The organism is Nocardia mexicana NBRC 108244 (assembly GCF_001613165.1).
Lineage (GTDB): Bacteria > Actinomycetota > Actinomycetes > Mycobacteriales > Mycobacteriaceae > Nocardia > Nocardia mexicana.
In genome coordinates, this window is record NZ_BDBV01000083.1 from 21,389 (window position 1) to 33,772 (window position 12,384).

Here is a 12,384-nt window from a genome sequence, read left to right on the forward strand (position 1 = left end):
CCAGGCTGGAGGTATGACGCTCTCCGGCCTGTTTGTTCCGTTGATCACACCGTTCACGGCCCGCGGTGATCTGGCGACCGACGCGCTGGAACGACTCGCGCACGAGGCAATCGATGCCGGTGCCTCCGGGCTGGTCGCCCTCGGTACGACCGGTGAGCCCGCGACCCTCACCGGGGACGAGCGCCGCCGCGTCGTCGAGGTGTGCGCGACCGTCAGCCGGGAGCGGCAGGTGCCGCTGGTGGCCGGGACCGGATCGAATTGCACGGCCGATTCGGTGCGGGCGTTCGCCGCGCTGGACGGTCGCGTCACCGCCGCGCTGGTGGTGGTCCCGTATTACACGCGGCCGTCCGAGGACGGTGTGGTCGAGCACTTCCGCAGGCTCGCCGCTGCCAGTCCCGTGCCGCTGCTGATCTACAACATTCCCTACCGCACCGGTCGTCCGCTCGGCGTCGAAACCCTGTGCCGCCTGGCCGATTTGCCCGGTGTCATCGGATTCAAGCACGCCGTCGGCGGTATCGATGCCGCCACGGTCGGATTCATGAGCAGATGCCCCGTCGACGTGTGCGTCCTCGGTGGTGACGATCTGTACGCCGCGCCGCTGCTGGCGATGGGCGCCTCGGGGGCGATTCTGGCCAGCGCCAATGTCGTGCCGGCTGCCTATGCCGAGATGACCGCCGCTTGGCGGCACGGGCCGCTGGAGCGGGCCCGGCATCTCGGCAATCTGCTCGCGTCGGTGTCGGAGACGCTGTTCGCCGAGCCGAACCCGGTGGTCATGAAGGGTGTTCTGGCCGCACAGGGACGCATTCCCAGCCCGGCGGTCCGGCTACCGCTGCTGCCCGCCACCGATACGGCGGTCGATGCCGCGCTGGCCGCACTGGACCGCAGCTATGCGGCTCCGATCTGATTCGTCACATAGGCGCCGCGATTACGCCGCGCAGAGACCTCGCGCAAGGAGTGAGGTCAGCGTTCGGTGCCGGATTCCCCGTCCCGATGCTGATGGTCGATGCGCCAGAGAAATTCGGGGTCGTCGTCCGGGCCGATGACCTTTCGCTGCGTGGGACCGGCACCGAGTCGATGCGAACGCTCGGGTCCGAACGCCTTCCAGCACAGCACCGCGACAGCTACGACCGCGATGAGTGCCAACAGGTACGTCACGTCACTCACCTCCTGTCATCGAGAGTAATCCGTGTCCGTACCTGCGGCACCGCACTCACGAGAAATCGGAGCTAGGAGTGGCTCGCCTCCGTGGTCAGGGACCTCAACAGCTGCATCACCTCGGACTCACGGAAACGACGGTGGCCGCCCGGGGTGCGCAGCGAGCCGAGTCGCCCGGCGTGCGCCCAGCGGGTGACGGTCTTCGGATCTACGTGGAACAGTGCCGCTACCTGGCCGGGGGTCAGGAGGCTCTCCTGGCCGTTGACGGAACCCAACGTGCGGCTCGCCGCGGTGATCGCAGTCATTCGCAAACCTTTCCGTAATCGACAGTTCCCTCATCAGATAGCGACATCGTTGCACTGACACCCCCAGGTACTCGAACGATCTAACGTTGGTAAAGGGGAAGTAATAGACAAATCGGATATGCGTACGGCTTGGCGGCGTACCCGCAGCGACTGTCCAGCGAATATGCGGCGATTTCTCTCGAGGCGGACAGCGGGCGGGGCGGTGATCCGGCGCGGCCGTCGCTTAGGCTGGTCGGCGTGAGTGATCCATCCCGACCGGACGGCGCTCCGGCCGATCGCGCCCAGGACTCGGCGGGCCGGCGGCTGGCGCGCAACCTGGTGCTGTACACCCTCGCCCGGCTGCTGCTGGTCGCGGTCATCGCCGCGGTCATCGTCGTGCTGGCGCGTTTGCTGGCGGTGGATATTCCGCTGATCGTGGCGCTGCTGTTCGCGTTGATCGTCGCCATGCCGCTGTCGCTGGTGCTGTTCAGGCGGTTGCGGACGCGGGTGAACCAGGACATTGCGGCCGTCGACGAGAAGCGCCGCACCGACAAGGCGCAGCTGCGGGCGCGAATGCGCGGCGAGGAGCCGCGGTGAAGTACTGCGATCGCAGTACTTCCCGACACTGGGTCGACAACGCGGTGCGGCTCATCGAGGCCGACGCCCAGCGCAGCGCCGACACCCACCTGCTGCGCTATCCGCTGCCGCGAGAGTGGGGCGTGCAGCTGTATCTGAAGGACGAATCCACCCATCCCACAGGCAGTCTCAAGCATCGGCTGGCGAGATCGCTGTTTCTGTATGCGATCTGCAACGGCTGGATCACCGCGGGGACGACCGTGGTGGAGGCCTCGTCCGGGTCGACCGCGATCAGCGAGGCCTATTTCGCGAAGCTGCTCGGCCTGGAGTTCGTCGCCGTGGTACCGGCCAAGACCTCGCCGGAGAAGATCGCTTTGATCGAGGCGCAGGGCGGGCGTTGCCATTTCGTGCAGCGGCCGCCGGAGATCTACACCGAGGCCGTGCGCCTGGCGGCCGAATCCGGCGGTCACTACATGGACCAGTTCACCTACGCCGAGCGCGCCACCGACTGGCGCGGCAACAACAACATCGCCGAATCCATCTTCCAGCAAATGGTGCTGGAGGATCATCCGGTGCCGGAGTGGGTCGTGGTCGGCGCCGGGACCGGCGGCACCAGCGCCACCATCGGGCGGTATCTGCGGTACCGGCGCCACGCCACCAGGCTGGCGGTGGTGGACCCGGAGAACTCCGCGTTCTACGGCGGATACGAGACCGGCGATGCGGGCTATGAGACCGGAATGCCCTCGCGCATCGAGGGAATCGGCCGCCCGAGGGTCGAGCCGTCGTTCCTGGACACGGTCGTCGACCGCATGATCGAGGTGCCCGACGCCGCCTCGGTCGCCGCCTGCCGGGTGGCGAGCGAGGTGCTGGGCCGCCGCGTGGGTGGCTCCACGGGGACCAACCTGTGGGGTGCGTTCGCGCTCATCGGCGAAATGCTGGCCGACGGCCGCACCGGCAGCATCGTGACCCTGCTGTGTGATGGCGGAGATCGTTACGCCGGAACGTATTTCGACGACGAGTGGGTCGCGCGCCAGGGTCTGGACCTTGCCGAGCCCGATGCGGTGCTCGCCGAATTCCGCCGAACAGGGCGCTGGGCGGGTTGAACCCGACCGTCCCGCTGCTGTAGCTCGAATGCGCCTCGCGTCTGTGCGGGCCCGGCGGAGCGCTGACTCGTGGCCTATGGGTCGGCTGTCGCGAGCCTGCGTGCGGATGGCCGCCAACTTTTGCTGGTAGCGAACGTTTCCCGCGATATGTCAATTTTTGTTGACGCGCCCGGGATGTCAACGTAAATTGACGTACATGAGTGAAGCAACAACGCTGGCGGCCGCCGCAGGCAGTCCCGACCCCAAGGTCGGGCTGCGCGCGGTGCTCGCGCTGCGCCGGTTGCTCGAGCGACTGGAGGCGATCCAGGTGGCCAATGCCCGAACCCAGGGCTGGTCCTGGCAGGCGATCGCCGACGCGCTCGAGGTCAGCCGCCAGGCGGTCCACCAGAAATACAACCGGAGAGGCGGGATCCGCTGATGTTCGAAAGATTCGACAAGGCGGCGAAATTCGCGGTCGTCGACGCCCAGGAGGAGGCGCGCGAGTTGCGGTCGCCGAGTATCGAGGTCGAGCACGTGCTGCTGGGCCTCGCGGCGAGCCCCGATGAAGCCTTGCGAAAGGTGCTGTCCGCCAAGGGCGTCACCGCGGAGGGCATTCGGGAGACCCTGTACGACAGGCTGGCCGGCGGCAGCAAGGTAACCGACGAACCGCTCGGCGAGGAGGATGCCGCCGCGCTGCGTTCCATCGGCATCGATCTCGATGCCGTCCGCGACAGCCTGGAGGCCACCTTCGGCGAGGACGCGCTCGACCGGGCCGTACCGGCCGAGGAGCAACCGCGCCGCGGCCGGTTCCGCCTGGGCGGCAGCATGAAGTTCGGGCATATCCCGTTCACCTCGGGTGCCAAGAAGGTGCTGGAACTTTCCCTGCGCGAGGCGATCTCACGCGGCGACGACCGTATCGAGGCCGGGCACGTCCTGCTCGGTGTGCTGCGCGCCCCGAACGCGACGACCCGGGAACTGCTGGGCGGCGCCGACGGAATGGCGGGATTGCGCCAAGCGGTGCACGACCTGCTCGATCGGGCAGCCTGACGACATGCAGGTGGGCCCGGTGGCCGCTACGCCCGGTCTTCGGGCGCGGCGGCCATTAGCATGTCGCCATGGTCCTCTTGCTACGCCTGATCATCAACGCGGTCGCGATCTGGCTCGCCGCCGCCTGGGTCGGCGACATCGAGCTGGTCAGCCCGGACGATCAGGGCACCGGCGCCAAGATCGTGGTGGTGCTGGTCGTGGCGGTGATCTTCGGCCTGATCAACGCCCTGGTGAAGCCGATCGTGAAGCTGCTGTCGCTGCCGCTGGTGATCGTCACGCTGGGCCTGTTCCTGCTGGTGATCAACGCCCTGATGCTGTGGCTCACCGCCAAGATCACCGAAACCACGGACTACGGCCTGCGGGTGCACGGATTCTGGGCGGCGGTACTCGGCGCCATCATCATCACCCTGGTCAACTGGGTGCTCGGCATCCTGGTGCCCGACAAGGACTAGGACAGCGCCAGGGCGATTGCGGTGAGGATCGACCACACCAGCATCGCCAGTCCGGTGTCGCGCAGCGACGGGATCAGGCCCGGCCCGTTCTGCCCGCCCCGCACGGGCGCGTTGGAGCGCACGGCGAGGGGCAGTGCCAGCAGCCCCGCCAGCGCCCACGGCGAGCGGACCACCAGCAGCAGCGACGCCGCGAACGGGACCATCAGCAGCACCAGATGCAGTGTGCGGGTGTGGGCGTCGCCGAGGCGCACGGCCAGCGTCGTCTTGCCGCTCACCGTATCGGTCGGGATATCGCGCAGGTTGTTGGTGACCAGCACCGCGCTGGAGAACGCGCCGACCGCCACCGCGCCGACGAGCCCGGCCCAGTCGAGCCGTTCGGCCTGTACGTATTCGGTGCCGAGCACCGCGATCAGGCCGAAGAACACGAACACCGCGATCTCGCCGAAGCCGCTGTAGCCGTACGGCTTCGCGCCGCCGGTGTAGAACCACGCCCCGGCCAGGCAGGCGGCGCCCACCAGCAGCAGCCACCACGCCGTGGTGAACACCAGCACCAGGCCGATCACCGCGGCCACCGTGAGGCTCGCGATCGCCGCGGTGCGCACCGCCGCCGGGCTCGCCACCTTCGAGCCGACCAGCCGCAGCGGTCCGACCCGCTCGTCGTCGGTGCCGCGGACGCCGTCGGAGTAGTCGTTGGCGTAGTTGACCCCGACGATCAGCGCCAGTGACACCAGCAGGCTGAGTACCGCCTTCCACCACACCGCGCCGCCCAGTGACGCGGCCGCGCCGGTGCCGACCAGGACCGGGGCGATCGCATTGGGGAGGGTGCGCGGACGGGCGCCTTCGAGCCATTGTGCAGCACTTGCCATGTTGGAAGCCTAATGCGCGCAGCGGACTCGGCAACCGGCCGCGGGTGGTGACACGTGATGTCGGTCGGTTGCGGTGGACCGCGCCTTGCGGAGTCGTTAGAATTACGTCGATATATCGACAATCTTCGAGGGGTTGGCGGACAATGAATGCGAGTGGTCGCGACTCTGCGTACCCGAAAACCACTCGACCGGTCACATACGATTGCGACGGCATGTTTCCTGATCACAACGGCTCTGCGGGCGCCGGGTCGGCGCACACCCGGCCGGATACGGGCCGGGATATCGAGCTGCCCGCCGCCGGTCGGATACAGGTGGCCCTGCTGGGCGAGGTCGCGGTGTGCCGCGAGGGAGAGCTGGCCCCGGTTCCCGGAGCGCGGGCGCGGCTGCTGGTCGCGGCGCTGGCCGTGCATCCGGGCCGCAGCCGCAGCGCGCAGGCGCTGATCGACGATATCTGGGGCGAACAACCGCCCCGGGCGCCGATGAACGCGCTGCACACGCAGGTTTCGAGGTTGCGGTCGGCGCTGCCGGAAGGGGCTCTGGAGATCGGCCCGGCGGGATACCGCCTGGTATTGCCGGAGGATCGCATCGACCTGTCCCTGGCCCGGCGGCTGCATCGCCGGGCGGCGGAACTGCTCGACGACGGTGATGCGCAGGGTTGTCTCGACCGGGTGGCGCAGGCACGGGCACTGTGGCGGGGCGAGCCGGGGTCGGATCTGCCGCCGGGGCCGGTGGCAGACGAACTGGCCGAGGTGTCGGCGGCGCGGTCGGCGGCCCTCGACACACTGGAAATCGCCGCTCGCGAGGCCACGGGGGACGTGTCCGGCGCGGTCGGGGTGGCCCGGCGGATCGCCGCGGCGGAACCGCTGGACGAGCCCGCCCACACCGCCCTGATGCGCCTGCTCGCCCTCGACGGCCGGGCCAACGAGGCGCTGGATGTGTTCGCGACGTTGCGGGCACGGCTGGGCGACGAACTCGGCACCGACCCGGGGCCCGCCCTGGTGGCGCTGAACACCGCCATCCTGCGCGGAGATCCGCTGCCCGGAGGCGATACGAGACGGGCACCGCGGCCCGAACGTAATCCCGCACAGCAGGTTTCCACGGCGCAACACGCGCTACTGCCGGAAGGCAGCCGGGAATCGTCCGCGCCCCAGGCGCTTTCGGCGATCGGCCTGCGAGCCGCGCCGAATCCGCTGCTCGGCCGCGACGCCGACCTGAACGCCCTCGAACGCCTGCTGCACACCTCGCGAGTGACCACGATCCTCGGTCCCGGCGGCACCGGAAAGACCAGGGTGGCCAATGAATTGGGCTCCCGGGTGGCGAAGGCTCAGGGGGTGGCGCTGGTCGAGCTGGCATCTCAGCGTCCCGCCCCGGAGGGACTGGACGCCACCTGCGCCGAGATCGAGGCCGTCATCGGCACCACGCTGGGGGTGAGCGAATACTCCCGCGACACGAATGTTCTGCGTCCGAATCAGGCCATCGACGGTCGTCGCCGACTGCGGGAGGCGCTGTCGCTGCGGCCGATGCTGCTGATCCTGGACAACTGCGAGCACCTGATCGATGCGGTGGCCGAGGTCGTCGCCGATCTGGTCGGCGCCTGCGACCAGCTGACCGTGCTCACCACCAGCCGGGCGCCGCTGGCGATCACCGCCGAGACCGTGTACCCGCTGCCGCCGTTGGCCATCGACGCGCACGGCTCGCCCGCGACCGACCTGTTCGCCGCCCGCGCTCGCGCGGTCCGGCCGTCGGTGCGCCTGAATCCCGAAGTGGTGGCGCGGTTGTGCCGCACTCTGGACGGCCTGCCCCTCGCCATCGAGCTGGCGGCGGCGCGGGTGCGCACCATGAGCGTGGAGGAGATCGAAACCAGGCTCGAACATCGGTTCACGTTGCTGCGCAGCGGCGATCGCACCTCACCGGAGCGGCATCGGACACTGCACGCGGTGATCGAGTGGAGCTGGAATCTGCTCGAACCCGAGCAGCAGGTGGCGCTGCGGCGGCTGTGCCGGTTCCCGGCCGGATTCACCTTGGCCGCAGCGGAATCCGTGGCCGGTGGAGCCGACCTGATCGATCCTGCCGGTGCGGTCGAGGGTTTGGTGAGTCAGTCCCTGCTCACCGTCCTCGCCGACGACGGTGCGACGCCGACGCGCTATCGAATGCTGGAAACGGTGCGCGAATTCGGCGAGGAACAACTGGCCGCCACCGGTGAGGCCGATCTCGTCATGCATCGGATGTGTTGCTGGGCACGGGAATTCGCACTGGATGCCGCGCAGCAGTATCACGGCGACGAGCAGGTCCGGACCGTTTTGTCGGTGGCGGCCGAGATGGACAATCTGGTCGCCGTGCTCCGGTACGCTCTCGATCGCGCCGACCCGGTGACGGCCTACGCGGTTTTCCCGGTGCTGGCCACCCTGTGGGTGATGCGCGGCGCGCATCTCGAGCTGACGAACTGGGCCCCCAGGGTCCTCGCGGTGCCGCCCGGACCGGTCCACACCCAGAGCGAGGCGGACCTGCAACTGCAGACCTGCGTCCTGATCGGTGCGCATCTCATGTTCATCGATGCGGAGCTGCGCTCCTTCGCGACGCTGCGCATCCGCGCCCGGCGGGTGCTGCGCTCGGGGGTGCCACTGACCCCGATGTTCCGATACCTCGGCGAACTGATCTGCCTGCGAACCTCTGTCACCGCATTGGCCCGCAAGCTCGCGGCGGGCACCCGCGATGCCGACGAGGGCGTGCGGACGGTGGCGTTCATGCTGCGCGCCAACATGCGCGAGAACAACAGCGACGTCCACGGCTCGACGCAGGACGCGGCCCGGGTTCTGAAACTGGTCGAATCCCACGACGTGTGGGAGACCGCGATGGCCTGCCAGCATCTGGGGCAGATGTCCGCCCAGGCGGCCAACTATTGGGATTCGGCGGGCTACTACCGCCGCGCGGCCGATCAGCTGCAACTGCTGCACTCCTACGAGGAGAGCGTGGAAATCCGCAGCTACCTTGCGGTCTCGCTGATCGGCGCCGGAATGCCGGAGCAGGCCCGGGCGGAGCTGGAACAGGCGCTGGGCATGGTGGACGACGGCACCGACCTCGACGACCCGGGGCCGCGGCCCAATCAGCGCCGCGGAACCGTGGCCGCGGGCCTCGGCGAACTCGAGCTGAGCGAGGGCGATATCGATCGCGGTCTGCGGCTGTTCCGGCGGTCGCTGGAGCTGTTCTCCTGGCCGACCCAGGCCTCGTCGCCGGGGCCGGGCGACATCATGGTGGCCAGTGCGGTCCTCGACGCGCACCTTCTCCACGGCCGCCTGGACCTGATCCCCGAGCTGCCGGAACAGCTGATCGAGGCCGCGCGGTCGCGGCTCGCCCACTACATCGATCTGCCGCAGATCGGCGCGGTCGCATGTGCGATCGGCTCGTATCTCGTTGCCGCCACGGCAGCTCCCGAGCCGGGCCTGACCCTGCTCGCGCTCGGCCCGAAGGTCGGTGGGCGCCAGGACTTTCCGTCCATGCGCTGGGAACGGCATCTGGAACTGCACCGGCCCGTCGTCGGTGACGCGGCGATAACGTCGGCGCGGCAGGCGGTGGCCGGGCTGAATCGGCGTCGCGCGGCGGAACGGGTCATGCGGCTGCTGGACGAGATCTCCGGCGACCGGGACGAATAAGGCTGTCCGCCGGTCGCTTTCGCGTCCGGCGGACAGCCTCGATGTGGTGTGGCTCACGCCCGGCGCATGTACGCCCGGATGGCCAGCGGTGCGAAGATCGCGATCACGGCGATCGAGCCGATCAAGCACCAGACCAGGTTGGCCGAGTAGACGTTGCCGTTCATCAACTCGCGGCAGGCATTGACCATGTAGTAGATGGGGTTGACCTTGTTCAGGCCCTGCATCCAGCCCGGCATCGTGCTGACCAGCGCGAAGGCGCCGGACATGAATGTCAGCGGGAACATGATCATCATCGAGATGCCCTGCACCGACGCGGCGCTCTTGCCGGTGACGCCGACCAGCGCCCAGATCCAGCTGATCGCGAACGAGCAGGCCACCACGACCAGGCCCGCGACCACGACACCGAGCACGCCGCCCTCGGGCCGGTAACCCAGGATCAGGCCCACCACGATGGTGAGGGTGGTGGCGATGCCGTAGCGCACCATATCGGCGATCAGCGCGCCCGCCAGGGCCGAAACCCGGGCGATGGGAAGGGATTTGAACCGGTCGAAGACGCCCTTGTCCATATCCTCACGCAGCTGCGTGCCGGTGACGACCGAGGTGAGCACCACGGTCTGCACCAGGATGCCCGGAATCAGCACCGGCAGGTAGGCCTGCACGCTGCCGCCGATGGCGCCGCCGAAGATGTAGGCGAACAGCGCCGTGAACAGGATCGGCTGGATCGTGACGTCGAACAGCTGCTCGGGGTTGTGCTTGATCTTCAGGATGCCGCGGTAGGCCATGGTGAACGAGTTCGCCACGGTCTGCCGGAACGAAATGTGGTTGCTTACTTCGGGAATCGCGGCACGTGCCGCGTGGCGCCCGGTCGGTGCGGGCGCGGTGAGTGTGGTTGTCACGCCGCACTCCTTTCGGTGTTGTCGGTGTCCTCGGCGCCGTGCCCGGTGATCGCGAAGAACACCTCGTCCAGGCTCGGCTTGCTGACGGTGATCTCGTCGACCCGGATGTCGTTGTCGCGCAACCGGATCAGAAGGTCGGCGGTGATGCCGGGGTCGTCCAGCGGGGCGGTGATGCGCCGCGCCTCGGGGCTGATGCTGGCCTCGACGAGCCGTCCGGCCGAATTCGACAGGAACTCGCCGATGAGCGTGCGCCCCTGCTCGATCCGCTCCGGATCGGCCAGCGTGACCTGCAGCGCCGACAGTCCGACCGAGGCCTTCAGCTCGTCGGAGGTGCCGTCGGCGATGACCTTGCCGCGGTCGATGACCGCGATCCGGTCCGCCAACTGGTCGGCCTCGTCCAGGTACTGCGTGGTCAGCAACACGGTCGCGCCCTCGCGGACCAGCCGCCGGATGGTCTCCCACATCTGGGCGCGAGTGCGCGGGTCCAAGCCGGTGGTCGGCTCGTCGAGGAACAGCAGCGGCGGGGTGGCGATCAGGCTGGCGGCCAGATCGAGACGGCGCCGCATGCCGCCGGAGAAGTTCTGCAGCGCCTTGTCGGCGGCCTCGGCCAGGCCGAACTCCTCCAGCAGCTCGGACGACCTGCGCTTGGCGTCGGCACGGCTCAGGCCGAGCAGGCGGGAGAAGATCACCAGATTCTCGGTGGCGCTCAGCTTCTCGTCCACCGAGGCGTACTGCCCGGTGACACCGATCAGCGACCGCACCGCGGTCGGTTCGGCCACCACGTCGTGGCCGAAGATTCGGGCGCTGCCCCCGTCCGGGCGCAGCAGCGTGGCGAGCATGCGGATGGTGGTGGTCTTACCGGCTCCGTTGGGACCCAGCACGCCGTACACGGCGCCCTGCGGCACCGCCAGGCTCACGCCGTCGACGGCTCGCTGCTCCCCGAAGACCTTGACCAGCCCGTCCGCCTCGATCGCGAGAGCATCAGCAGGTGCATAAGAAGTCATGACACACACTCTGGGACCCGCGTCTTGCACGCCCCTTGCACCGCTGTTGCACGCCCACGCAAGCCCACTTGCACGCCCGTCACCAGGTAGTTTCCGGCCAAAGCATGCCGGAAATGACAGGTGCGGTGCCGTCCGGCGTGCTTTCGGCCGGAATCAGTGTGGGGAGGCGGAGAGCAGATGTTCGCGGAGCTTGGCGCGGTCGGGCTTGCCGGGGCCGCGCATCGGGAGTTCGTCCAGTACGGCCAGTTCGCGCGGGGCGGCGATCGAGTCCAGGTCGCCGGCCACGTGTTCGCGCAATTCGTCGAGGGTGGGGACGGATCCGGCGGTCGGCACCACGGCTACCGCCACGCGCTGGCCCAGCCGCTCGTCCGGCAGACCCAGCACCACCACCTCGGCGACCGCCGGGTGGGTGGCGAGCACGGCCTCCACCACCTGCGGTATCACCAGCAGACCGCCGGTCATGATGGCCTCGTCCAAGCGGCCCTGGATGGCGAGCACGCCGTTCTCGTAGACCCCGGCGTCCTCGGTGCGGAACCAGCCGGGCTCGGCGAAGGCGGGATGGTCGGGCAGCCCGCGGTAGCCCTTGGCGAGCATGGCCCCGCCGAGCAGCACGCGGCCATCCTCGATGCGGACCCGGGCGCCGGTCAGCGGCACGCCCTCGTAGACACAGCCGCCACAGGTCTCGCTCATGCCGTAGGTGCGCACCACCGTGATCCCGGCCGCGCGAGCGCGGTCCAGCACGGGTTTCGGGGTCGGCGCCCCGCCGATCAGCACCGCGTCCAGCGAGGCCAGTGCCTCCGCACCGGCGGGCTCGTCCAGCGCCTTGATCAGCTGGGTGGGCACCAGCGAGGTGTAGCGGCGCGGACCGGTCATCCCCGCGATCGCGGTGGCCAGCCCACCCGGCAGGAACCCGCCCGAGACGTCCAGCACCACCGGATCGGTCCCCGCCTGAATGCCGCGCAACAGCACCTGCAGCCCGGCGATGTGATGGGTGGGCAGCGCCAGCAACCACTGTCCCGGGCCGCCGAGCCGCTCGTGCGTCGCATCGCCGCTGGCTCGCAGGGCGGCCGCGGTGAGCATCGCGCCCTTCGGCACCCCCGTGGTTCCGGAGGTCGTCACCACCAGCGCGACGTCGTCCTCGATCGGCTCGCCCGGGCCCAGGGCGCTCGACAGCCGGTGTGACTCCCGGCGATCACCGGTCGGCACCGGCAGCCATGCTGAACCGCTGCCCTCCAAGGCTTCTCGCAGATGCGGCAGGACATCCCCCACCGCGGCTCCGGTGGGCATGGGGAGGGTCCGCAGGGTGGTGCTCACGTTCGCGATCGTGTCATGTCATGGTCGGCGACCCGCGAACGGGTCCGCGCTTCCTTCG

General features: G+C 69.0%; 13 protein-coding genes. 7 read left to right on the forward strand and 6 right to left on the reverse strand.

The window, feature by feature from the left end; genetic code table 11:
• The first annotated feature begins 13 nt into the window (after positions 1-13).
• Entirely contained in the window at positions 14-904 is an 891-nt protein-coding gene (gene dapA, locus NM1_RS30735; protein ID WP_068027840.1) for a 4-hydroxy-tetrahydrodipicolinate synthase, read from the forward strand.
• A 56-nt stretch (positions 905-960) separates the two neighbouring features.
• Here dapA and NM1_RS30740 read toward each other — a convergent pair whose 3' ends face one another.
• The gene (locus tag NM1_RS30740) at positions 961-1,155 is read right to left on the reverse strand and encodes a hypothetical protein (protein WP_068027844.1); all 195 of its coding nucleotides are present in this window, start codon (positions 1,153-1,155) and stop codon (positions 961-963) included.
• 71 nt (positions 1,156-1,226) lie between these two features.
• Complete coding sequence (locus NM1_RS30745) at positions 1,227-1,460, reverse strand: BldC family transcriptional regulator (protein ID WP_068027847.1); 234 nt, start codon at positions 1,458-1,460, stop codon at positions 1,227-1,229.
• A 237-nt stretch (positions 1,461-1,697) separates the two neighbouring features.
• On the opposite strand from NM1_RS30745, the gene NM1_RS30750 reads away from it, so the two are divergent.
• From NM1_RS30750 to NM1_RS30770, 5 genes are all read left to right on the forward strand, one after another.
• Positions 1,698-2,036, forward strand: coding sequence for a DUF4229 domain-containing protein (locus NM1_RS30750; RefSeq protein ID WP_068027961.1), 339 nt, complete (start codon positions 1,698-1,700; stop codon positions 2,034-2,036).
• The gene (gene cds1 / locus NM1_RS30755; RefSeq protein ID WP_068027850.1) at positions 2,033-3,118 is read left to right on the forward strand and encodes an L-cysteine desulfhydrase Cds1; all 1,086 of its coding nucleotides are present in this window, start codon (positions 2,033-2,035) and stop codon (positions 3,116-3,118) included. Before NM1_RS30750 ends, cds1 begins: the two co-directional genes overlap by 4 nt.
• 196 nt (positions 3,119-3,314) lie before the next feature.
• The gene (locus tag NM1_RS30760) at positions 3,315-3,536 is read left to right on the forward strand and encodes a helix-turn-helix domain-containing protein (RefSeq protein ID WP_068027854.1); all 222 of its coding nucleotides are present in this window, start codon (positions 3,315-3,317) and stop codon (positions 3,534-3,536) included.
• Positions 3,536-4,144 carry a Clp protease N-terminal domain-containing protein gene (locus NM1_RS30765; protein WP_068027856.1) on the forward strand — a complete coding sequence of 203 codons (609 nt, stop codon included), beginning with the start codon at positions 3,536-3,538 and terminating at the stop codon, positions 4,142-4,144. The genes NM1_RS30760 and NM1_RS30765 overlap by 1 nt, the downstream gene beginning before the upstream one ends.
• Before the next feature lie 68 nt (positions 4,145-4,212).
• Positions 4,213-4,596, forward strand: a complete 384-nt coding sequence (locus tag NM1_RS30770; protein WP_068027865.1) for a phage holin family protein — start codon at positions 4,213-4,215, stop codon at positions 4,594-4,596.
• Here NM1_RS30770 and NM1_RS30775 read toward each other — a convergent pair.
• Entirely contained in the window at positions 4,593-5,462 is an 870-nt protein-coding gene (locus tag NM1_RS30775) for a 1,4-dihydroxy-2-naphthoate polyprenyltransferase (protein ID WP_068027867.1), read from the reverse strand. The genes NM1_RS30770 and NM1_RS30775 overlap by 4 nt on opposite strands.
• Before the next feature lie 212 nt (positions 5,463-5,674).
• Between NM1_RS30775 and NM1_RS30780 the strand changes: the two genes are divergently transcribed.
• Positions 5,675-9,112, forward strand: a complete 3,438-nt coding sequence (locus NM1_RS30780; RefSeq protein WP_169814349.1) for an AfsR/SARP family transcriptional regulator — start codon at positions 5,675-5,677, stop codon at positions 9,110-9,112.
• A gap of 53 nt (positions 9,113-9,165) precedes the next feature.
• Here the strand turns inward: NM1_RS30780 and NM1_RS30785 are convergent, their stop codons facing one another.
• From NM1_RS30785 to menE, 3 genes are all read right to left on the reverse strand, one after another.
• Complete coding sequence (locus NM1_RS30785; protein WP_068027868.1) at positions 9,166-10,008, reverse strand: ABC transporter permease; 843 nt, start codon at positions 10,006-10,008, stop codon at positions 9,166-9,168.
• Positions 10,005-11,012, reverse strand: a complete 1,008-nt coding sequence (locus NM1_RS30790) for an ATP-binding cassette domain-containing protein (RefSeq protein WP_068027965.1) — start codon at positions 11,010-11,012, stop codon at positions 10,005-10,007. The genes NM1_RS30785 and NM1_RS30790 overlap by 4 nt, the downstream gene beginning before the upstream one ends.
• Positions 11,013-11,165: 153 nt before the next feature.
• Positions 11,166-12,299 (reverse strand): o-succinylbenzoate--CoA ligase, encoded by a 1,134-nt coding sequence (gene menE / locus NM1_RS30795; protein ID WP_068027969.1) that lies wholly within the window; start codon positions 12,297-12,299, stop codon positions 11,166-11,168.
• Positions 12,300-12,384 lie beyond the last annotated feature (85 nt).